The sequence below is a fragment of the Pseudaeromonas sp. HNCC25DJ182 genome, from assembly GCF_055413365.1.
This window is the reverse complement of sequence record NZ_JBVAYG010000027.1, coordinates 1-21,584: the sequence shown is the minus strand read 5'-3', so window position 1 is coordinate 21,584 and position 21,584 is coordinate 1. Positions and strand designations below refer to the sequence as shown.

Genomic DNA, 21,584 nt, shown 5'->3' with positions numbered 1-21,584 from the left:
CAAGAAAAACACATAACCCACTGTTAATCAAAGAATTTATTGGAAGTGGTAGGTTGGTGGTCCTGTCTCTAATGTTTCAAAAATCAAAGCGACTTCTCACTATCGACAACAATATTTCTGCTGCTAGTCAGAGTGTGAACTCTGCCAGATTTTCCTCGTATCAGTTTTGGTTAAATACGTCACCGAGGGGGTTGATAAAAACTCTCAGGAATTCAAACCGATAAACAAATGAACGAAGGAAAGTCTATGTTTAAGAAAACGCTGATGATGGTACTGGCTACCAGCGCTTTGGTTATGTCTGGTTGTGCTTCTGATACCAAAACTGCTGCAGCTGGCGCTTCTGCTGGCGGTGCCGGTGGTGCTGACGTATTCGGTCGTGAAATTTACCTGCGTGGTGAAATTACTGAAGCTAACCCATGGGCTCCGTTGCCTGAAAACAAAGTCGTAATGGTAGAGAAGGGTGTCTATAAGGCATCAGCCAAGGGCCTGAAGGTTGATTACGCTCCGTACAAGTTCAAGTTTGCTGACTCTGCATGGACTCCAGGTACCAACTTCGGTTACCTGACTGCTCCTGGCGTGTTTGAAAAGGATCCAGTAGAACTGAACCCGAACTCCAAATTTGAAGAAGTGAAGTTTACTCCGCCTGTTGATGGCGATTATGACTTCTACATCGACGTTCGTGGTGCCAAGCCTGTTACTTATGTGAAGCCGGCTGGCAAGTAAGCCACTCGCTTGATACTAAGGCCCATCCATAGTGGATGGGCCTTTTGTTTTGCAGCTTTTGAGCCTTTTTATAAATTCCATTATAAATGAATGTTTTAGCCTGCCAGGCTGAATCACCGCTGTTTTTTTTCTACTTATCCTATAGAATCCTTCCTCCCTGCAAGAGCTGATAGCTCATGCTCATACATCATATTGTGTTTATAATCTCCACTTCGTCATTATATTGTGTTTTTGTGGGATTTTACGATGATGTATGACGGTTCACATTTCTAGGCGGTGGTGGCTGGTAGAGTCGCTCCGTTTGTTCTTGATTCACGGCAGATCGCACGACGTAGGAAGGCATGATGACGATGGCGAAAACTGATTTGACGCATAATTCTCCGATGTTGGCTTTACCGATTCCTCTACAAGAAACTTCGCTCGATATCTGGGATACCAAGTATCGCCTGAAGAGTAAGGATGGCACGCCCATTGATCAGCAGATTGATGATACCTATCAGCGAGTGGCCAAGGCGTTGGCGGCACAGGAGCAAGATCCCGAGAGTTGGTATGAGCCTTTTCTGTGGGCGCTCCGGAATGGTGCTATTCCGGCGGGTCGGATTACTTCAAATGCTGGTGCGTTTGAACACAAGCCTGCAACCTCAACCATCAATTGCACTGTGTCCGGGACCATTCAGGATTCCATGGATGACATTCTTAACAAAGTGCATGAAGCAGGGTTAACCCTGAAGGCTGGTTGCGGCATCGGTTATGACTTCTCGACCTTACGCCCACGCGGAGCCTTTGTCTCGGGGGCCGGTGCTTATACCTCGGGCCCGCTGTCATTCATGGATATCTACGACAAGATGTGCTTTACCGTCTCCTCGGCAGGAGGTCGTCGTGGCGCCCAAATGGGCACTATGGATATTCGTCATCCCGATGTGCTCGAATTTATCCAGGCCAAGCGTGAAGATGGCCGCTTGCGCCAATTCAATCTCTCTTTGCTGATCACCGGTGACTTCATTGAAGCGGTGAAGGCGGATCGGGATTGGCAGCTGATCTTTCCGCTCAATAAGAAGGAAGTGGAGCAGGATAAGACCGATTTGACTACGTCGGACATCGTCTGGGCGGATTGGCCGACCAAAGAGGGCGTAGTCATCAATGAGCTGGGCCTGGTGGCCTGCAAAGTTTACAAGAGCATGCCTGCCCGTCGGTTGTGGAATGTCATCATGACCTCCACCTATGACTATGCCGAACCTGGATTCATTCTGATCGACAAGGTCAATCAGATGAACAACAACTGGTTCTGCGAAGACATCCGTGCTACTAATCCTTGCGGTGAGCAGCCGCTGCCACCGTATGGTGCCTGCTTGCTCGGCTCTATCAACTTGACCAAATTCATCCGTGAACCGTTCACGGAACAGGCTCATTTCGATTGGAGCGCCTTCCGCAAGGTGGTGAGTCTGTTTACCCGGATGCTGGATAACGTGGTGGAAATCAATCAATTGCCACTGGAGAAGCAGCGCCAGGAGATTGAGAACAAACGCCGTCATGGCATGGGCTTTCTTGGTCTGGGCTCAACCTTGACCATGCTGGGCATCAAATACGGGTCGCCTTCTTCTGTGGCCTTTACCGAGCAGGTGTCGCAAGAGTTGGCAATCACCGGCTGGAAAGAAGCGCTGGCACTTGCCAAAGAGAAGGGCCCGGCTCCTATCATGACGCAGGAGTTCGAAGTAACGGCGGCTATGATGCGCAAGCGTCCGGAGATGGCTCAGGATGGCATCCAGGTTGGAGACAAGCTACCAGGGCGGATCTTGCATGCCAAATACAGTCGCTACATGCAGCAAGTGGCGGAAGTAGAACCCGAGCTGGTTGCCGAGTTAGCTGAAGTCGGGGGGCGTTTTACGCACCATAGCTCTATCGCGCCGACGGGTACCATCTCGTTGTCGCTGGCCAATAATGCCAGCAATGGTATCGAGCCGAGTTTTGCCCATCACTATGTGCGCAACGTGATCAAGGCCGGTAAGAAGACCAAGGAAAGCGTGGATGTCTATAGCTTCGAACTGTTGGCCTACCGTGAGCTGATCAACGCCAAGGCCATGCCTTATAGTCAGGATCCTGAGTCCGCGTTGCCGGACTATTTCATCACCGCCGATGATATTAATCCGACTCAGCATGTGGATATCCAGGCTGCGGCACAACGCTGGATTGACTCCTCGATCTCCAAGACTGCGAATGTTCCGACTGATTTCCCCTATGAGGAGTTCAAGCATATCTACATGTATGCCTATGATCAGGGCCTGAAAGGTTGTACCACCTTCCGCTTTAATCCCGAGGCGTTTCAGGGTGTTCTGGTCAAAGAGAAGGACCTGGAAAATACCCTGTACGAATTTGCCCTGGAAGATGGCTCAGTGGTCCAGCTCAAGGGCAACGAAGAGGTGGAGTACGATGGCGAAATTCATTCGGCGGCCAACCTTTACGATGCCTTGAAAGAAGGCTACTACGGCAAGTTCTGATCCTGCTCGGCGCTCACGCGCGAGCCACTGTATATTGATGGGCCCCCTTATGGTCAAGAAGATTCAAAGCAAGATTATTGGTTACAAGGTAAAGAGTAAGGAAGAGCAGGAGCAGCAAGAGGCTGCTCGCGTCGTCCATATGCATGAGACGGTGCAACGCCCGGAGAAGTTGATGGGGACCACTTATAAACTCAAGACTCCGGAGCATATCTCCGAACATTCGCTCTTCATCACCATCAACGACATGGTGTTGAACGAGGGGACTGAGCACGAGATCCGGCGTCCATTCGAGATCTTCATCAACTCGAAGAGCATGGAGCACTATCAGTGGATTGTGGCACTGACTCGCATCATCTCGGCGGTATTCCGCAAGGGTGGGGATATTACCTTCCTGGTGGAAGAGTTGCGCTCTGTGTTTGACCCTCGGGGCGGCTACTGGAACAAGGGTAAGTATGTTCCCTCGTTGATCGCTGAAATCGGCAATGTCATCGAACAGCATCTGGTGAACATTGGCATGCTCAAGAGCGCAGGCCTCGACGAGCATCAGCAGGAGTTCCTGGCGCAGAAGCAGGCTGAGCTGGCGGCAGAGGTTCCCGGTGATGATGAGGTCGGGAGTTTTCCGCCCAATGCCACCCTCTGCTTCAAGTGCCATAGCAAAGCCGTGATCCAGAAGGATGGCTGCATGACTTGCCTGAATTGCGGCGACTCCAAGTGTGGTTGATGACCACCTGATATCCTGACCCGAAAACGGAGCCCATGAGGCTCCGTTTTTTGTCGGTGTCAGATCCAGCGATCTGCGTCGAGGGGAAAAATCATGCCTCCCGCTACGGGATCACACCACTCGTCTCAGGCTTTCACCACGCTGAAAAGCTTCCAGATTGGCGATGACCTGGTTGGCGAGGGTCTGCATTGCCTCATCACTGGCCCAGGCGACATGGGGGGTGAGGATGAAATTCGGCAGCTCCAGAGCGCGCAGTAGAGGATCCCCGGCTTGCGGTGGCTCGCGGCGCGCCACATCACTGGCAGCACCGGCCAGATGGCCGCTCTGCAAGGCCTCAAGCAGTGCCTCTTCATCCACCAGAGCGCCACGGGCAGTATTGATCAGCAAGGAGCCTGGCTTCATCATCCCGAACTCCCGTGCGCCCAACATATTCCGGGTTTCATCATTCAGCGGGCAATGCAGGGAGATGACATCGCTGCTGCCCAGCAGCTCATCAAACGGCAATCGGGGCAGTCGTTCGAGTGTGTCCGCCGAGGTGTGGAGCGGGGCGTGATCGATGGTGCCATGGCGGCGGGCAGCAAAGCGCACCTCCATCCCCAGAGCCTGACCCAGTCGCGCCATGTTGCGACCCAGCACGCCACTGCCAATCAGACCGAGTTTTTTGCCTGCCAGATCATGGATCCCGGGGCCAAAATAGCAAAAATGCGGACTCTGCTGCCAGGCTCCAGCGCGTAAGGCGCTTTGGTAGGCCGGCAGATTGCGGGCCAGGGCCAGCATCAGAGCCAGGGCATGTTCGACCACGGCATGTTCCGCATAGCCCTGTACATTGCAGACGGCGACACCGTGTCGACGGCAGGCCTCCAGATCCACATTGTCGGTACCGGTTGCTGCCACGGCGATGAGTAGCAGTTGCGGCAACGCGGCCAGTTCCATCTCGCCGATCCGCACCTTGTTGATGATGGCAATCGTGGCGCCCTGTAATCGGGGGACCACCTGCTCGGACGATGTCGACGGATACTCCTGCCAGTGATGGACAAACGCAGGGGCCGGCAGCGCAATGCGTGCGGGCAGGGTATCGCGATCCAGAAATACAATTGAAACCGCCATGGGGACTCCAGTCATGGGTCGTTACTTCCATCCCAGATGACGCAACCAACCCGCGAGTTGTGTCTCGCGCTCGTCGGGATCACTTAGCGGGATTTGTCGCCAGTCGAGCTTGCTGTTGCGCTCGACTTCGAGGCGACGGGCATTGGCCGCCAGATCCAGCCAGCTCACCTGATGCTCGCGATACAAATCGAGGACCGGGAACGGCGTAGTGGCGATCTCGTGGGCCAGGATCTCGTTGGCATCCGGGGCCGGATAAAAGGCATCCACCAACACCAGGGCATCCGGTGGTGCCAAGGCCTCGGTACTGAGCAGACCGCTGAGCCAGGCGGCGCTACTACCGGCGGCAATGATCAACTGGTACCCGCTGCTGTCGCCGCTGTTTTCCTGCAAGGAGGTTAGTTTACGTTGCCAGAGCTCACGGAAGGCGTCGATGGCCGGTTGATCCTTCTCGTCATTGGGATCCAGGGTCAACTGATGGGGGCTCGGCAGCATGATGAGGGTATCGAATCCCTGGTCATTCAGACTACGGCTCAGCGGCAGCAGATCGGCGACCTGCTGCCAGTCCGGCAGTAGCAGTGCCAACCCCAGGCGGTAGCCCTGATTGCTCTTGTGCAGCAAGGTGACCTGATCGCCGACCTGTTTGGCTTGTCCGGCATCTTGCCAATCCTGGGATTGCCAGTAGAGATCAGAGTCCGAGCTGTCTGCAGCGGCAGTCGCGTTGGCTTCGGGGGTGGCGGACTCCGACTGGGTTGCTTCAGGCGCAGGTGCTGATTCAGCTCCGGTTTCCGCTGCTAGCAGAGGGGCGCAGAGCAACAGACAGAGCAACAGACTCGGCAAGCGCATAGATTTCTCCTTGTTGATTCAAGGAGATAATAGGCCCTTCCCGCCGACGGCGAAAGAGCCTGTCGGCTTATAGCGGGAAGGGGGCTGGAGCCTCGAAGGTGAGCTTCTGGTTACTGATGGGATGGTAAAAACTGAGCATGGCGGCGTGCAGATAGAGGTGTGGCGCGGCCGCCTCCGCCTCCGGGCTGGCATACAGATGATCCCCCAGGATCGGATGTCCCAGTTCCATCATGTGGACTCGCAGCTGATGGGAGCGACCGGTGATGGGTTTGAGCTTCATCAGACTGCGGTCCGCTTCGACACGCAGACAGATATAGTGGGTGATGGCGCGGCGACCCTGCTCAAAATTCACCTGCTGGCGCGGACGATTTTCCCAGTCCACACACAGCGGCAGGTCGATGGTGCCCTCGAGCTTTTCCACTTGCCCCCAGACCCAGGCGTAATAGTACTTCTCGGTCTTGCGATCCTGGAACTGACGGCCGAGGGCGCTGGTAGCCTGAGCGGTCTTGGCGACCACCAGGACGCCCGAGGTACCCATATCCAGGCGATGGACGGCACCCCCCTGGGGATAGAGGCTCTTGACCCGGCTGGCAATACTATCGAAGTGTTCAACGGCCTTACCCGGGACACTCAGGATACCGCTGGGCTTGTTCACCACCATGATGTGTTCATCCTCGAACAGGATATCGAGGAAGGGTTCACGGGGTGGATCGTAATGGAATGTGCTCATTCTGCTCTCGTCTGGGAAATCGGGAAGGCGTTACCTTTGTCATCAACCGGATTGCACCGCGGCCATGGGAGGCGAGCTCCCATGGCCGCGTCTGCTTAACCGTGCGCGACCACGATAAAGCGCAAGGAGTCGAGCTTGAGCTGGGTCTGATCCAGCAAATGGCCCAACTCCTGTTGCAACTCGCGCAGATGATCCAGCTCGCTGTCCCGCACCGTCGGGTTGACAGCCTTGAGGGCGCTCAAGCGGGCCAACTCATTGCCCAATGTTTGCAGCATGGTGGCGCGGGCATCGGTGACAATCTGTTCCAGCCGTGGCGCGGCCACAGCCTCTGCCTGCTGGATCAAACCGTGGATCACCGCTTGGGAGGCTCCGACCAACTTGCTGCCCAGGTGGCGATTGACCGGGCTGAGCTGACGATCAAAAGCGTGGAACGCGACCTTGTCGCCCAGATTATTGCCGTTCTTGTCCAGCAGCAAGCGGATTGGCGTCGGTGGCAGGAAGCGGTAGAGCTGTGGATGGCTGGCCGATTCGGCCACGAACACCAATTCCAGCATCAGGGCGCCGGCCGGCAGGGTCTTGTTCTTCAGCAGGGCCACCGAGGTGGAGCCGATTTCCGAGCCCAGGATCAGATCGATGCCGCCACGGATCAGCGGGTGATCCCAGGTAACGAAGGTCAGATCATCCCGGGAGAGCGCGGTATTGCGCTCGAAGGTGATGGTCATGCCATCCTCCGGCAACCCGGGGAAGCTGGGAACCAGCATATGATCGCCCGGCGTCAGTACCAGGGCATTTTCGCCACGATCATCCTGCTGGATGCCGATGTCATCAAACAGTTGCAGGGCGAAACTCACCAGCGCGGTCTGATCATCCTCTTCGGCCAGCTCTTCGACCAGCGCCTGGGCACCGCGACCACCACCGGAGTGGATCTCCAGCAGTCGATCCCGACCCTGCTCCAATTTGGCTTTCAGGGTGTCGTGCTCGCTCCGAGTGCGACTGAACAAGGGCTCCAGCAGTTGCGGGTCGGTGACATTATCGGCCAGCAGGCTGAACAGCTCGTCGCGTACCGATTCGAAAACCACACGCCCGGTCGGGCAGGTTTCCTCGAAGGCATTGAGGCCGAGGTGATACCAGTTCTGCAGCGTCTCCTGCGCGGTATCCTGCAGATAGGGGACGTGGATTTCGACAATGTTCAACTGACCGATCCGATCCAGACGACCGATGCGTTGCTCCAACAGGTCCGGATTCAGCGGCAGATCGAACAGCACCAGATGACGGGCAAACTGGAAGTTCCGGCCTTCGGAGCCGATTTCCGAGCAGAGCATCACCTGGGCGCCCGCCTCTTCCTGGGCGAAATAGGCCGCCGCCTTATCCCGCTCCAGCAGGGACATCTCTTCGTGGAACACGGCACCGCGGATCCCCTCGCGGGTCCGCAGGGCATTTTCCAGCGTCAGGGCGGTAGCCGCTTCGGAGCAGATGACCAGTACCTTGTCGTGGCGCGCTGACTTCAGCAGGGCCAACAGCCAGTCCACTCGCGGATCAAACTGGGTCCAGGTGGCGGCATCGCCTTCAAATTGCTGGAATATTTTTTCTGGATACAGGTAACGACGGGCGCGGGTATCGGCATCGCCACTGTTGCCACCCATCATGCCCATTACCTTGATCGCGGTTTTGTACTGCTCGGGCAGGGCCATGGGGTAGAGGTTGAGGTGACGTTCCGGGAAGCCCTGGATTGCCGAGCGGGTATTACGGAACAGGATGCGGCCGGTGCCATGCCGATCCAGCAGGGCATGTAACAGTTGCTCCCGTTGCTGACTATCGCTCAGGGCGGCCGGGTCCAGACCATCCAGACAATCGCGCAGCAGTTGCTGGCTGTTGGCATCCAGATCACCGCCCTCCAGCAGTTGCTGGGCAATCCCGGCGATCTGGCCATAGGATTGCTCTTCGGCCAGGAAGGCTTCGTAATCGTAGAAGCGCTCCGGATCCAGCAGCCGCAGACGGGCAAAGTGACTCTGATGACCCAGTTGATCCGGGGTCGCGGTCAGCAGCAGTACGCCGGGGGTCTCTTCGGCCAATGCTTCGACAATCTGGTAGGCGCGGCTCGGAGCCTCGTCGTTCCATTCCAGATGGTGGGCTTCGTCGACGACCAGCAGATCCCAAGGTGCGGCATGGACTTCGTCGAAGCGGGCGCGCTTCTTGCGCAACCACTCCAGACTGCAGATCACCAGTTGTTCGGTTTCGAATGGGTTCTCGGCATCATGGGCCGATTCGATGCAGCGCTCTTCGTCAAACAGCGAGAAGTGCAGATTAAACCGGCGCAGCATCTCGACCAGCCACTGGTGTTGCAGGGATTCCGGCACCAGCACCAGGACGCGCTGGGCACGACCGGAAAGCAGTTGCTGATAGATGATCATCCCGGCTTCGATGGTCTTGCCCAGACCGACTTCATCGGCCAGCAGCACCCGTGGCGCATGGCGATGGCCGACTTCGCGGGCTATGTGCAACTGGTGCGGGATCAGGCTGACACGGCCACTGGCCAGGCCCCGGGTCGGACTGCGACGGCGGGCATGCTGGTGGACCAGGGCCTGATACCGCAGGCTGAAACGGGAAAGACGGTCGATCTGACCGGCGAACAACCGATCCTGCGGCTTATTGAATTTGAGGAAGTGGCTTAAAAACACCTCCTTGAGAGTGACCGGTTCCTGGGTGTCCAGACGGGTGCCGTGATACACCAGCAGGCCCCCCTGTTCATCGACCGCATCAATTTCCAGTTGCCACTCTTCGTGACTGGTAATGGTATCGCCTACGTGAAACTGCACCCGGGTGACCGGGGCATCGTCCTTGGCATAAATCCGGTTTTCGCCACTGGCGGGGAACAGCAGGGTAACCATGCGTCCTTCCAGGGCAACCACGGTACCCAGACCCAGATCGGTCTCGGTATCACTAATCCAACGCTGGCCAAGTGCAAAAGGCATTAACAACTCCAAAGCCACACAGAAAAACTGAGGGAAAACTAACGGGAAAAATGGCGCGCTATGGTACATGAAGCACGGTTTGTGATCATCTGGCGTCTGCATTCCGATAGGCCGACTTTACAAACTGCAACCTTGTTTCGGGAGCGCCGGTGGCATTGGACTCCCGCTGCGGCGATGGCGAGCCGCGCGAGCCGCGTCAGGCTAAGGGTAGTCGGGTCATGAACATTGGGCCATCGACTCCGGCTTTCATGCTATTGCCGGGCAGACGCCCTGCTCGCGAATAGCCTTGCTTCGACTCTGTGTTATACCGGCCGGTTTGGCGCTAGATTGAAAGGGTAGACGGCCATGAAGGAGACACAATCATGACGGATTGGGTTGAAGGGCGAGTCACCCAGGTGACGCACTGGACAGACAAACTGTTTTCCCTGCGCGTCGAGGCAGATCTGGAACCCTATACCGCGGGGCAGTTTACCCGGCTGGGATTATGGTTACCGCAGATGCCTGGTGCCGAGTTGCAGCGAGTGGCTCACGCCTACTCGTTTGTGAATCCTCCGAACGTCGGGTATCACGAGTTCTATGTGATTCTGATCCCCGACGGCCGTCTGACCCCCCATCTACAACGGCTGCAGGTCGGGGACGGGCTCTGGCTGGCCCGTCAGGCTAGCGGGTTTCTGACCCTGGATGAATTGCCCGCCGGCCGCGAACTGTGGATGTTATCGACCGGCACGGCCATTGGTCCCTTCCTGTCACTGCTGGCCGAGGGGCGCGTGTTTGAGCGGTTTGAACAGCTGGTGCTGGCCCATGGCGTGCGGTTGGGGGCGGAGTTGAGTTATCAGCCTCTGCTTGCCGAACTGCAGCTGCGCTGGCCGGGGCGGTTACACTATGTGCCGTTTGTCACTCGGGAGCTGTGGCCTGTTGGCATTCATGGTCGGATCCCGGATGCCATCGCCGATGGTCGCTTCGAGGCCCATGTCGGTTTGACGCTGGATCCGGCATCGAGTCAGGTGATGCTGTGTGGCAATCCGGCCATGGTCAAGGAGACGCTGCAGGTGCTGCAGTCACGAGGCTTGCGCAAGCATCTGCGGCGCGAGACGGGCCAGATCAGCATGGAAAATTACTGGTAGTTCAGGATGATAGAAAGAACCGCAGACTAACGAGTCAACCACATCAACAGGCTGAGCAGGGCGGCCAAGCCGCCGCCCAGGCCGATGATCCAGTAAAATCCCTTCACCCCCTGTCGCAGCGGGATGCGCATCCACAGCAGGAAAATCAGCCAGCACAGTGACAGCAGCAGTGGTAGTAGAAAGAGTCTGGTCATGGTGGTAGTGGCCTTGTATCCTCGGGAACATTCTTGGCTGATTGTAACCGCAGACCCAGGTAATGACTCAACCCCGGATCACGGCCCCGGTTGCGGGTTGGCCGTGGCTATTTCGCGGCGCAGCGGATTTAGGAGACAGTGAACATGGACTGGCAAAGCTGGGGCTTGTTGTTGAGCGCCTATACCTCGGCAACCCTGCTTCCCGGTAGTTCGGAGCTGGCTCTGGGCGCTGTGCTGCTCCAGGCTCCTCAGCAATGGCTGTGGTGGCTGGGGGTCGCTACTGTGGGTAATGTGCTGGGCTCCATGACCAGCTGGTGCATGGGTTACTGGCTGGCGCGTTACCGGCCGTTGCGACAGTTGGCCGACCCTGCGCAGCATACGGCAGAACATGTAGCAGAACATAGAAGAGCGCTGGGCTGGTTGCAGCGTTATGGTTACTGGTCTCTGCTGCTGGCCTGGGTGCCAGTAGTCGGTGATCCGTTGTGTTTACTGGCCGGTTGGTTGCGCTGGTCGTTCTGGATCTCCCTGGTTCTGATCTTGCTCGGTAAAACGGTGCGATATGGATTGGTGGTGATGGCGGCAGGGTTATGGGTTTGACTGCTGGCGTCCGAAATTTGGTTTGGCATCGAGAGGTGGTGGTGAAGCATTCGATTTTGGCCCGTGTGGGCTTGTGGTGTGTGCTGGTGGCTGGGAGTGTGTCTGCGCCACTAGCAGCGACGGTTTCTACAGCGGCGGCTGGACCGAGGCTGGTGGCCGAGCAGCCGGCAAAACCGGGCTCTCTATTGATCCCCTATCAGATGTATCGCCTGGACAATGGTCTGACGCTGATCCTGCATCCGGATCACTCCGACCCCTTGGTACATGTCAATGTCAGCTATCACGTCGGTTCCGCCCGGGAAGTGCAGGGGATGACCGGCTTCGCCCACTTTTTCGAGCACATGATGTTCCAGGGCTCCAAACATGTGGGGGATCAGCAGCACTTCAAGCTGATCGAGGCGGTGGGGGGAACGGTCAACGGCGGCACGGGCCAGGATATGACTAACTATTACCAGACAGTGCCTGCCAACGAGCTGGAAAAGGTGCTCTGGTTGGAGGCCGATCGGATGGGCTTCCTGCTCGATGCGGTGAGCCAGAAGAAGTTCGAGGTGCAGCGCGCCACGGTCAAGAACGAACGGGCTCAGCGCATGGACAACCAGCCTTATGGGCGAGTGAGTGAAGTCAATGGCGAGTCGCTCTATCCTCGGGAACATCCCTATTCCTGGGATACCATCGGCTATGTGGAAGACTTGAATCGGGTCGATGTGAACGATCTCAAGCGCTTCTTTCTGCGCTGGTATGGCCCGAATAACGCGACTGTGACCATAGGCGGAGACTTCAAACCCGAACAGGCCCTGGCGTGGGCTGAACGTTACTTCGCCCCCATTCCTGCGGGCCCCGAGGTGAGCAAACCAAAACCTATGCCGGTGACGCTGCCGGCGGATCGCTATGTCACGCTGGAAGACAGCATCCAGCAACCGGCGCTGTTGATCACGGTACCGACCCATGTCACTGCCGGCTCCCAGGATGAGGCGGCTCTGGATGTGCTAGCCCAGGTCCTGGCGGGCTCCAAGAATGCACTCTTCTATCAGGAGTTGGTGAAACCCGGTCTGGCGGTGCAGGCCGATGCCTCCTTCAATTGCCGGGAGCTGGATTGCAGCCTGTCGCTCACGGTATTGCCGAACGTCAGCAAGGTAGCAAGTCTGAAACCCCTGGCCGACAAGGTGGCCGCCATTCTGGAACGCTTCGCCCAGCGCGGGGTACAGCCCGAGGATCTGGCTCGGATCAAGGGCGGATTGCGTGCCCAGGCCGTCTGGCGGCTGGAAAGTGTCGAGGACAAGGTCAACGCCCTCTCTTATGGCCAGGTGATGGAGGGGGATCCCAATGCCAGCCTGCATTTCCTGCAGCGCCTGGAGGCGGTGACCGCCGAACAGGTGATGATCGCCTATCGCCAGCATATTGCCGATCGGCACAGGGTGCTGCTGAGCGTGGTACCCAAGGGTGAGCCTCGCTGGGCGGTTGCGAGCCAGAACTATGTTCCGGCCCCGCGGACGCTCGCTGCGCATCAGACGGTGACCGAGCCGAAATTGCGGACGGTGCAGGATCGGTTCGATCGCAGCCGTATGCCAGCCAGTGGTCCGGCGGTGACCATGCCGGTCCCCACGATCTGGCGGCAGCCGTTGGGAGCGCAGATGGAGGTGTTAGGCAGTGTGAATCGGGAGATCCCGGCCGTGTCGTTGACCATTACCTTACCGGGTGGACGCCGGGTGGAGTCGGCCACTCAGGCCGGTCTTGCCAACCTGACGGCTCTGATGGTGCGACAAGGCACGAAGCGGTTGACCGGGGAGCAACTCAGCGATGAGCTGGAGCGGTTGGGATCCGGGATCCGCATCTCGGCCGGCATGTATGACACGGCCATCAGCATCTCCTCTCTGACCGAGAATCTGCCGCAAACTCTGGCTCTAGTGCAGGAGTTGCTGACCAGTCCCGGCTTTCGCGACAGCGACTTCATCCGCCTGAAAAACCAGTTGATCCAGGCTCGGAAGCAGAGTGAGCGAGAGCCTGACACCTTGGCTGACAATGCCTTCAACCGGCTGATCTATGGCCCGGCATCGCCGCTCTCCGAGCCCGATGATGGCTATATCAAGACGTTGCAAGCGCTGACCCTGGACGATGTCCGTCACTACTATGAGCACTACTATCATACCGCTGGTGGGGTTGTGGTCGTGGTGGGAGATATCGATCAAGTCCAGCTTTTGCCGCAGTTACAGTTCCTCAGCCAGCGTTTTGGCAAAGCCAGCTCATTGCCAAGCCTGCTGCCGCACGAGCCACAAGCTAAACCCGGGATCTATCTGGTGGACCTACCCGATGCTGTGCAATCGACCCTGCGCGTCGGACGACGGGCACTGCCAATTGATGTCACGGGCGATTATTTTCAGGCTCAGTTGATGAATTTCAGCCTGGGTGGCAACTTCAATAGCCGACTCAATCTGTTGCTCCGCGAAGAGAAGGCGTACACCTATGGCGCCAATAGCAGCTTCAACGCCTATCGGGATGTGGGGGAATTTGTCGTCAGCTCGGATGTGCGAGCCGATGCCACTGTGGATGCCTTGCGTCAGATGCTCAAGGCGGCCGGAGCCTATGCTCGCAGCGGCCCGAGTCCGGCCGAGCTGGCTTATCTGAAATCGGCGTTTTCTCGTCAGGATGCCCTTTCCTACGAAACGCTGGGGCAGAAAGCTGGTTTTCTATTGACCCTGGCCACTCTCCAACTGCAGCCTGATTACATTCTGCGTCAGCAACAACTGGTGCAAGCCATCAGTGCCCGGCAATTGCAACATCAGGCAGCGCGCTGGCTGGATCCAGACAAAATGGTCATTGTTGTGGTTGGGGATGCCAAGCGGCTTGAAAAGTCGCTGGCTGAACTCCACCTTCCTATTTATCGCTATACATCGAACCAGGCTGCAGGCATCTGAAGACGCCCGGCTGATTAAGGAATTGTATGAAATCAGAGGTCTCACTGACGGATATGCTCGAACAGCTCAATACCGCAGAGCGGATTGGTTCGGTCCGGGGTATTCGTCGGGGCATAGAGCGGGAAGGACTGCGCATTACCCCTGAGGGGCGATTGGCGCAGAGCGATCATCCCCAGGTGCTGGGTTCGGCATTGACCCATCCGAACATCACCACGGATTATTCGGAAAGCTTGATGGAATTTATCACGCCAGCTTCCGATTCCATGGAGACCCTGCTCTCCCAGCTGGGGGACATTCATCGCTATTCGGTACAGCATCTGGGCGAGGAGCGGTTATGGCCGCTGTCGATGCCTTGCTTTATCGGCGGTGAAGAGAGTATTCGCCTGGCGCAATACGGCAACTCGAATCTGGGACGGATGAAGACCCTCTACCGGCAAGGGTTGCATCATCGCTATGGCAGTTTGATGCAGGTGATCGCTGGCGTTCACTATAACTTCTCGATGCCGGACAGCTTCTGGAGCGAGTGGCAGGATGTGCGTGGAGTGCGCTGTCAGTGCAAGCGCTTCATCTCTGACGGTTATATGGGGCTGATCCGTAATGTGTACCGGTTTGGCTGGCTGATTCCTTATCTGTTCGGTGCCTCTCCGGCGCTGTGTAGCTCGTTTCTGCAGGGACGCGAAACGGGACTGCCGTTCCAGAAACTCGGGAAGGGCACTCTCTATTTGCCCTATGCCACCTCGTTGCGGCTCTCGGATCTGGGCTATACCAACAAGGCTCAGGCCAGCCTGGGCATTAACCATGACAATCTGGACAGCTACTTGATGAGTGTGCGCCGTGCTCTGCGGACCAAGACCGAAGAGTTCACCGCGCTCGGCGTCAAGGTGGATGGTGTTTACCGGCAGCTCAACGACAATGTGCTGCAACTGGAAAACGAACTCTATGCGCCGATCCGGCCCAAACGTTCTCCTCGCGCCGGAGAGCGCACCCTGACGGCGCTGGAGCACCGCGGTATCGAATATATCGAGCTGCGGACTCTGGATATCAATCCGTTTAGCCCCTTGGGGGTCGACATCCAGCAACTACGCTTCCTGGATCTGTTCCTGGTGTGGTGCCTGCTTAAACCTTCGGCTCCGCTGGGCGAGGATGAAGTCCGGCGCAATCGCCATAACCTGACACAAGTGGTGCTCGAGGGCCGTCGGCCAGGACTAATGTTGCAGACCGCCAATGGCGAGCTCTCCTTGCGGGCCTGGGGCGATCAGTTATTTGATGAGTTGTTGCAGGTGGCACAGTTACTGGATCGGGCCTATGGGCGAGTGCAATACCAGATCGCCCTGCAGGCACAAAAAGAGAAGCTGCATGATCCGACCCAGACCTTGTCGGCCCGCTTGCTGGACCATCTGTTGACTCACGATATGGATAACGGTGCCTACGGTCGGGAGCTGGCAGAGACCTACCGACAGCAGCTGCGCGGTGAAGATCTGACTTTCTGGGATGGAGCCTACTTTGCCGATGAGGCTCATGCCTCGTTAGCCAAACAGCAGGAGATCGAAGCCACCGATCACATCAGCTTCGATGCGTTTCTCGAGTGCTATCTCTCCCACTGATCTCCCTCTGAGTGAGTTCAGGTCTGGTGCTGCTGCAAAAAATAACGCCGACGAAAGTCGGCGTTATTGTTGGTTCTGGTGCGAAGACGATTAGCGCTTGAGCAGATCGTTATCCGGATAGTTAGCCGCTAACACTTGACGGGCGTGACTGGCCAAGTCGGTCAGGGCCAGTTTGTCGTAGCTCTTGACCATGATTTCCAGTGCCGGTTCAACTGCCGTGGTGTCGGTGTAGTTTTCTACAATCCCCTTGCCACGATTGGCCGCCGCAATCCAGGCTCCACGGCGCCAGTAGTAGTCAGCCACCGCCAGATCGTACTTGGCTAGACGATCCTTGAGGCTGATCATCCGGGCGTGGGCGTCGGCGGCGTATTGGCTGTTCGGGTAACGGGTCAGTATCGATTTAAAGTCACGGAAGGCTTGTCGGGCATAGCTTGGGTCCCGATCGGAGCGATCAATGCCTAGCGTGTGATGGAAGAAGTTGTAATCCGCCTGCATGTTGGTCAGACCGCGCATGTAATAAACATAATCGACATCTTTATGGGTCGGATTCAGCCGCAAAAAACGGTCGATATTGGCGATGGCGTGGGCGGTATCGCCATCCTTGTAGTAGGCGTAGATCAGGTCCATCTGTACCTGGGCAGAATAGGGACCGAAGGGATAGCGGGAGTCTAAAGCTTCAAGCAATTCAACGGCTTTGGCATAGTTACTGGCGTCGAGTTTCTCTTGCGCCTGTTGGAACAGCTTCTCTGGCGGCTCGTCCGGCACCTTCTCTTTATCGGTGGAGGAGCACCCGGCCAGCAAGGCCAGGATCAACGTCAGGGGGAGCAGCAAGTGAGACTTCTTGAACATGCAAATAGGATCCGGTTTGCCAGAATTGCAGAAGTATCCGTTAAGCTCAGGCAAAAGAAAAGATAGAATGCGCCAATTGCCTATCCAAACCTAGAGATCATCCATGAGCCAAGCTATCGAATTAACCGGAACATTTGAGGACCGCCATTACGGCAAACGTCTGGATCAGGCGCTGTCCGATCTGTTCCCGGATTACTCCAGAACCCGGATCAAGGAGTGGATCCTGGACGACAAAGTGAGTCTGGATGGCAAGCTGGTCAATCTCCCCCGTGAGCGCGTCCTGGCCGGGCAACAGGTGCTGATCGCGGCAGAGCTGGCCGACGAAACGCGCTGGCAGCCCCAGGACATCGAACTGAATATCGTCTACGAAGACGAGCATATTCTGGTGATCGACAAACCGGCCGGCCTGGTGGTGCATCCAGGTGCCGGGACTCCGGATGGCACTGTGCTGAACGCCCTGCTGTATCGCTATCCGGAGATTGCCGAGGTACCTCGCGCCGGTATCGTCCACCGGTTGGATAAGGACACCACAGGCTTGATGGTGATTGCCAAGTCGATCCCGGCCCAGACCCATCTGGTGGATGCCTTGCAGCGCCGCGACATCACCCGTGAGTATGAAGCCATTGCGGTCGGTCATATGACAGCTGGTGGCACAGTCGATGAACCGATAGGCCGCCATGCCAACCTCAGAACACACATGGCCGTAACGCCAACGGGCAAACCGGCAGTGACCCACTATCGGGTAATGGAAAAATTCCGTGCGCACACCCGTTTGCGTTTGCGTTTGGAAACCGGTCGGACTCACCAGATCCGTGTGCATATGGCCTATATCAAGCATCCGCTGATCGGCGATCCTGTCTATGGCGGTCGTCTGCGCCCCATTCGCAACGCCACACCGGAGTTCACGGCTGCCTTGCGCGGTTTCCGACGTCAGGCACTGCATGCCACCATGCTGCGTCTGGCACATCCGGTCACTTGCGAGTTGATGGAATGGCATTCACCGATCCCGCAGGACATGATCGATCTTATTGATGTGCTGCGCGCCGATACCGCCGCGAATCCGGATGATTTGGTATGGGTCTGATTTACCCGGACTGGCCTGCACCCGTTCAGGTGCAGGCCTGTTTCACCACCCGTGAGGGTGGTGAAAGCTTGGGAGTGTTTGCCGGGTTGAATCTGGGTGCTCATGTGGCAGATGACCCTGCGGCGGTGGCGGCCAACCGTCATCAGCTCCGGGAGTCGCTCCATTTGTCCCAAGAGCCGGTGTGGTTGAATCAGGTGCATGGCACGGTTGTCTATCCGGTCGATTCCACTCGCGCCGCACAACCGGTAACGGCTCCTACCGCGGATGCGGCGGTAACTCGATTGACCGATGTAGCCTTGACGGTCATGACGGCTGATTGCTTGCCGGTGCTGTTTTGTGATCGGGCTGGAACCGTAGTAGCGACTGCACATGCGGGTTGGCGTGGTCTCTGCGATGGCGTGCTGGAGCAGACGGTTGCTGCCATGCAGGTACCGAGTCAGGAGATCCTGGTCTGGTTAGGGCCAGCGATTGGAGCAACGGCATTTGAAGTGGGCGCTGAGGTACGAGCGCATTTTATACAGCAGGATCCTGCTGCTGCGAGCGCGTTTGTATCCTCGACTCTGTCGGCTCCAGAGGACGACAAGTGGTTAGGGGATCTGTTCCTGCTGGCTCGTCAGCGCTTGGCACGAGTCGGGGTGCTGCAGGTCTATGGCGGGCAGCTGTGCACATACAGCGATCCCGAACAATTTTATTCCTATCGCCGCGATGGCCAGACTGGACGCATGAGCGGTTTGATCTGGTTAATGGCGCAAAATTAACCACAGCAACTTGAATCCAGACCAATAACCCCCATCTTCTATAGCAAGGTCGGCTCATCAGTTCGATGCGCCGCGTTGTTACAAAGAAGAAGGGAGAGCGAAATGCGTCTGGATCGTCTCACCAGCAAGTTTCAAATTGCGATCTCCGATGCCCAGTCATTGGCATTGGGGCGTGATCATCAATTTATTGAACCCATTCATTTGATGTTGGCACTGTTGAATCAGGAGGGGGGCTCTATTCGCCCGCTGCTGACACTCGCGGGAGCTGATGTCTCAACGTTACGTAGTCGGCTGACTCAAGAGCTGGATCGCCTGCCCAAGGTCAGCGGAGTCGATGGGGATGTGCAGTTGTCGCCGCAATTGGGTCGGGTGCTCAATATGTGTGACAAGTATGCCCAGCAGCGGCAGGACAAGTTTATCTCCTCCGAAATGTTCGTTTTGGCAGGGCTCGAGGATCGAGGTCAGCTGGGCGATATTCTCAAAGCCTGCGGATTGGTCAAAGACAAGCTGGAAAAAGCCATCGAGCAGGTCCGTGGTGGCAATAAGGTCGAGGATCCGGAAGCAGAAGAGAAACGTCAGGCTCTGGAAAAGTACACCATCGACCTGACCGAACGTGCCGAACGGGGCAAGCTGGATCCGGTTATCGGTCGCGATGAAGAGATACGGCGAACCATTCAGGTACTGCAACGCCGGACCAAGAATAATCCGGTGTTGATCGGTGAGCCGGGGGTGGGTAAGACTGCCATCGCCGAAGGCTTGGCCCAGCGCATCATCAATGGTGAAGTACCCGAAGGATTGAAAAATAAGCGAGTGCTGTCGTTGGACATGGGCTCGCTGGTGGCTGGTGCCAAGTATCGTGGTGAGTTTGAGGAGCGGCTCAAGGCTGTGCTGAGCGAGCTGGCCAAGGAAGAGGGGAACGTCATCCTCTTCATTGATGAGTTGCACACCATGGTTGGCGCAGGCAAAGCCGAAGGCGCCATGGATGCGGGGAATATGCTTAAACCCGCATTGGCGCGGGGGGAGTTGCACTGCGTGGGTGCGACTACGCTGGATGAATACCGGCAATATATAGAGAAGGATGCGGCACTTGAACGTCGCTTCCAAAAAGTGCTGATTGAAGAGCCGAGCGTCGAAGACACCATAGCTATCTTGCGCGGGCTCAAAGAGCGGTATGAGTTACACCATCATGTTCAGATCACCGATCCGGCCATCGTTGCGGCCGCAACGCTGTCGCACCGTTATATCTCGGATCGTCAGTTGCCGGACAAAGCCATCGACCTGATCGATGAGGCGGCAGCCAGTATCCGGCTACAGATCGACTCCAAGCCGGAGCAGCTGGATCGCCTGGAACGACGCATCATCCAGCTGAAGATGGAGCAGCAGGCGTTGATGAAAGAGGCGGATGCCGCCAGTGTGCAGCGCCTGGATCTCATCAATCAGGAGATCAAAGAAAAGGATAGCGAGTACAACGAGCTCGAAGAGGTGTGGAAAGCCGAGAAAGCATCCTTAGCGGGAACCCAGCACATTAAGGCTCAGCTGGAAAAGGCTCGGCAGGAGTTTGAAGTCGCGAGCCGAGCCCAGGACTTAGGTCGCATGTCCGAGCTGCGTTATGGCCGTATCCCGGAGTTGGAGAAGCAGCTTGATCTGGCCTCTCAGGCTGAAATGCATGACGAAAAGTTATTACGCAATCGAGTCACAGATGCCGAAATTGCCGAGGTGCTGGCCCGTTGGACCGGTATTCCGGTAGCACGGATGCTGGAGAGCGAGAAAGAGAAGTTGTTGCGGATGGAAGAGCAGTTACACACTCGGGTGATTGGGCAGAATGAAGCAGTGGATGCCGTCGCTAATGCTATTCGCCGCAGCCGCGCTGGACTGTCCGATCCCATGCGTCCGATTGGTTCGTTTCTATTCCTCGGGCCTACCGGTGTCGGAAAGACAGAATTGTGTAAGGCATTGGCCGAGTATCTTTTTGATACGCAGGACGCCATGGTGCGCATCGATATGTCCGAGTTTATGGAGAAGCACAGTGTGGCGCGGCTGGTGGGTGCCCCTCCCGGATATGTGGGTTACGAGGAAGGTGGTTATCTGACGGAGGCTGTACGCCGTAAGCCCTATTCGGTCATCTTGCTGGATGAAATCGAGAAGGCGCATCCGGATGTTTTCAACATCCTATTGCAGGTGCTCGATGATGGCCGTCTCACGGATGGTCAGGGACGAACGGTCGATTTCCGGAATGCAGTGGTGATTATGACCTCGAATCTGGGCTCTGATTTGATTCAGGAGCAGCATGGCTCATCTACCTATGACGAGATGAAACTCATGGTACTGGATGTATTGTCCCATAGTTTCCGTCCTGAGTTCCTGAACCGGATCGATGAAACGGTCGTGTTCCATCCACTGAGCCGGGAACACATAGAGTCGATCGCGCGCATTCAATTGGCCGGATTACTGAAGCGGCTCGAAGATATGGGGTATAAGGTGGAGTTGCGAGACAGCTTGCTGGCTCATCTGGCCGAAGCGGGATTTGATCCTGTCTATGGGGCCCGCCCACTCAAGCGAGCGATTCAACAAGAAGTGGAAAATCCGTTGGCGCAAGCGATCTTGTCTGGCAAGGCCGCACCGGGAAGACCCTTGGTTCTGGATCTGCAAGATGGAAGGTTCACTATCAGTCAGTAACTAGCTGATACATGCTAGCCAGATGATGTTTTGGCGTAGAGACAGCTAATCGGCTCTACGCCGAGTGTTTAACTCTCTTTTTCACGCGAGTCAGGCCAAAGAACTCGTTGGATTGACGCTATAGTGATTCATAAACAACCGCATTGCTGGATAAATCAGCGAACAAACCCGAATTCGGCATTTTTTGTGTTTCTG

16 protein-coding genes are annotated in these 21,584 nt (G+C 56.7%); 10 read left to right on the top strand and 6 right to left on the bottom strand.

Features of this window, described 5'->3' with window-relative positions; all coding sequences use genetic code 11:
- Positions 1–246 precede the first annotated feature (246 nt).
- From ACZYUB_RS16500 to ACZYUB_RS16490, 3 genes are all read left to right on the top strand, one after another.
- Complete coding sequence (locus tag ACZYUB_RS16500) at positions 247–723, top strand: early set domain-containing protein (RefSeq protein ID WP_463949325.1); 477 nt, start codon at positions 247–249, stop codon at positions 721–723.
- A 383-nt stretch (positions 724–1,106) separates the two neighbouring features.
- Complete coding sequence (locus ACZYUB_RS16495; RefSeq protein ID WP_463949324.1) at positions 1,107–3,218, top strand: adenosylcobalamin-dependent ribonucleoside-diphosphate reductase; 2,112 nt, start codon at positions 1,107–1,109, stop codon at positions 3,216–3,218.
- Positions 3,219–3,267: 49 nt separating this feature from the next.
- Positions 3,268–3,939: a TSCPD domain-containing protein gene (locus ACZYUB_RS16490; RefSeq protein WP_460882784.1), complete on the top strand. Its 672-nt coding sequence runs from the start codon at positions 3,268–3,270 to the stop codon at positions 3,937–3,939.
- A 111-nt stretch (positions 3,940–4,050) separates the two neighbouring features.
- On the opposite strand, the gene ACZYUB_RS16485 is transcribed toward ACZYUB_RS16490, so the two are convergent.
- From ACZYUB_RS16485 to rapA, 4 genes are all read right to left on the bottom strand, one after another.
- The gene (locus ACZYUB_RS16485; RefSeq protein ID WP_463949323.1) at positions 4,051–5,046 is read right to left on the bottom strand and encodes a D-2-hydroxyacid dehydrogenase; all 996 of its coding nucleotides are present in this window, start codon (positions 5,044–5,046) and stop codon (positions 4,051–4,053) included.
- A 21-nt stretch (positions 5,047–5,067) separates the two neighbouring features.
- Positions 5,068–5,889: a DUF3530 family protein gene (locus tag ACZYUB_RS16480; RefSeq protein ID WP_463949322.1), complete on the bottom strand. Its 822-nt coding sequence runs from the start codon at positions 5,887–5,889 to the stop codon at positions 5,068–5,070.
- A 67-nt stretch (positions 5,890–5,956) separates the two neighbouring features.
- A complete protein-coding gene (locus tag ACZYUB_RS16475) occupies positions 5,957–6,619 on the bottom strand; it encodes an RluA family pseudouridine synthase (RefSeq protein WP_463949321.1) in 663 nt (220 codons plus the stop codon).
- A gap of 95 nt (positions 6,620–6,714) precedes the next feature.
- The gene (gene rapA, locus ACZYUB_RS16470; RefSeq protein ID WP_463949320.1) at positions 6,715–9,591 is read right to left on the bottom strand and encodes an RNA polymerase-associated protein RapA; all 2,877 of its coding nucleotides are present in this window, start codon (positions 9,589–9,591) and stop codon (positions 6,715–6,717) included.
- Between the two features lie 362 nt (positions 9,592–9,953).
- Here rapA and ACZYUB_RS16465 point away from each other — a divergent pair, with 362 nt between their 5' ends.
- On the top strand, positions 9,954–10,715 hold the full coding sequence (locus tag ACZYUB_RS16465; protein ID WP_463949319.1) for a ferredoxin--NADP reductase: 762 nt from the start codon (positions 9,954–9,956) through the stop codon (positions 10,713–10,715).
- 26 nt (positions 10,716–10,741) lie between these two features.
- On the opposite strand, the gene ACZYUB_RS16460 is transcribed toward ACZYUB_RS16465, so the two are convergent.
- Entirely contained in the window at positions 10,742–10,909 is a 168-nt protein-coding gene (locus ACZYUB_RS16460) for a hypothetical protein (RefSeq protein ID WP_460883621.1), read from the bottom strand.
- Between the two features lie 144 nt (positions 10,910–11,053).
- Here ACZYUB_RS16460 and ACZYUB_RS16455 point away from each other — a divergent pair, with 144 nt between their 5' ends.
- The 3 genes from ACZYUB_RS16455 to gshA all read left to right on the top strand — a co-directional run bounded on the left by ACZYUB_RS16455 (position 11,054) and on the right by gshA (position 16,022).
- Complete coding sequence (locus ACZYUB_RS16455) at positions 11,054–11,506, top strand: YqaA family protein (RefSeq protein WP_463949318.1); 453 nt, start codon at positions 11,054–11,056, stop codon at positions 11,504–11,506.
- An 86-nt stretch (positions 11,507–11,592) separates the two neighbouring features.
- Positions 11,593–14,418 (top strand): M16 family metallopeptidase, encoded by a 2,826-nt coding sequence (locus tag ACZYUB_RS16450; protein ID WP_463949326.1) that lies wholly within the window; start codon positions 11,593–11,595, stop codon positions 14,416–14,418.
- A gap of 26 nt (positions 14,419–14,444) precedes the next feature.
- Positions 14,445–16,022, top strand: coding sequence for a glutamate--cysteine ligase (gene gshA / locus ACZYUB_RS16445; RefSeq protein WP_463949317.1), 1,578 nt, complete (start codon positions 14,445–14,447; stop codon positions 16,020–16,022).
- 90 nt (positions 16,023–16,112) lie between these two features.
- Here the strand turns inward: gshA and ACZYUB_RS16440 are convergent, their stop codons facing one another.
- Positions 16,113–16,871: an outer membrane protein assembly factor BamD gene (locus tag ACZYUB_RS16440; RefSeq protein WP_463949316.1), complete on the bottom strand. Its 759-nt coding sequence runs from the start codon at positions 16,869–16,871 to the stop codon at positions 16,113–16,115.
- A 103-nt stretch (positions 16,872–16,974) separates the two neighbouring features.
- On the opposite strand from ACZYUB_RS16440, the gene rluD reads away from it, so the two are divergent.
- From rluD to clpB, 3 genes are all read left to right on the top strand, one after another.
- Positions 16,975–17,955: a 23S rRNA pseudouridine(1911/1915/1917) synthase RluD gene (rluD, locus tag ACZYUB_RS16435; protein ID WP_463949315.1), complete on the top strand. Its 981-nt coding sequence runs from the start codon at positions 16,975–16,977 to the stop codon at positions 17,953–17,955.
- Complete coding sequence (gene pgeF / locus ACZYUB_RS16430) at positions 17,946–18,713, top strand: peptidoglycan editing factor PgeF (protein WP_463949314.1); 768 nt, start codon at positions 17,946–17,948, stop codon at positions 18,711–18,713. The genes rluD and pgeF overlap by 10 nt, the downstream gene beginning before the upstream one ends.
- Before the next feature lie 102 nt (positions 18,714–18,815).
- Entirely contained in the window at positions 18,816–21,389 is a 2,574-nt protein-coding gene (gene clpB / locus ACZYUB_RS16425) for an ATP-dependent chaperone ClpB (RefSeq protein WP_463949313.1), read from the top strand.
- Positions 21,390–21,584 lie beyond the last annotated feature (195 nt).

Bases quoted from the DNA above. Each gene is read 5' to 3' on its own strand.
- ACZYUB_RS16475 (WP_463949321.1), bottom strand. From the start codon at position 6,619: ATGAGCACATTCCATTACGATCCACCCCGTGAACCCTTCCTCGATATC.
- ACZYUB_RS16460 (WP_460883621.1), bottom strand. From the start codon at position 10,909: ATGACCAGACTCTTTCTACTACCACTGCTGCTGTCACTGTGCTGGCTG.
- rapA (WP_463949320.1), bottom strand. From the start codon at position 9,591: ATGCCTTTTGCACTTGGCCAGCGTTGGATTAGTGATACCGAGACCGAT.
- ACZYUB_RS16495 (WP_463949324.1), top strand. From the start codon at position 1,107: ATGTTGGCTTTACCGATTCCTCTACAAGAAACTTCGCTCGATATCTGG.
- pgeF (WP_463949314.1), top strand. From the start codon at position 17,946: ATGGGTCTGATTTACCCGGACTGGCCTGCACCCGTTCAGGTGCAGGCC.
- rluD (WP_463949315.1), top strand. From the start codon at position 16,975: ATGAGCCAAGCTATCGAATTAACCGGAACATTTGAGGACCGCCATTAC.
- ACZYUB_RS16490 (WP_460882784.1), top strand. From the start codon at position 3,268: ATGGTCAAGAAGATTCAAAGCAAGATTATTGGTTACAAGGTAAAGAGT.
- ACZYUB_RS16455 (WP_463949318.1), top strand. From the start codon at position 11,054: ATGGACTGGCAAAGCTGGGGCTTGTTGTTGAGCGCCTATACCTCGGCA.
- gshA (WP_463949317.1), top strand. From the start codon at position 14,445: ATGAAATCAGAGGTCTCACTGACGGATATGCTCGAACAGCTCAATACC.
- ACZYUB_RS16500 (WP_463949325.1), top strand. From the start codon at position 247: ATGTTTAAGAAAACGCTGATGATGGTACTGGCTACCAGCGCTTTGGTT.
- ACZYUB_RS16465 (WP_463949319.1), top strand. From the start codon at position 9,954: ATGACGGATTGGGTTGAAGGGCGAGTCACCCAGGTGACGCACTGGACA.
- ACZYUB_RS16485 (WP_463949323.1), bottom strand. From the start codon at position 5,046: ATGGCGGTTTCAATTGTATTTCTGGATCGCGATACCCTGCCCGCACGC.
- clpB (WP_463949313.1), top strand. From the start codon at position 18,816: ATGCGTCTGGATCGTCTCACCAGCAAGTTTCAAATTGCGATCTCCGAT.
- ACZYUB_RS16480 (WP_463949322.1), bottom strand. From the start codon at position 5,889: ATGCGCTTGCCGAGTCTGTTGCTCTGTCTGTTGCTCTGCGCCCCTCTG.
- ACZYUB_RS16440 (WP_463949316.1), bottom strand. From the start codon at position 16,871: ATGTTCAAGAAGTCTCACTTGCTGCTCCCCCTGACGTTGATCCTGGCC.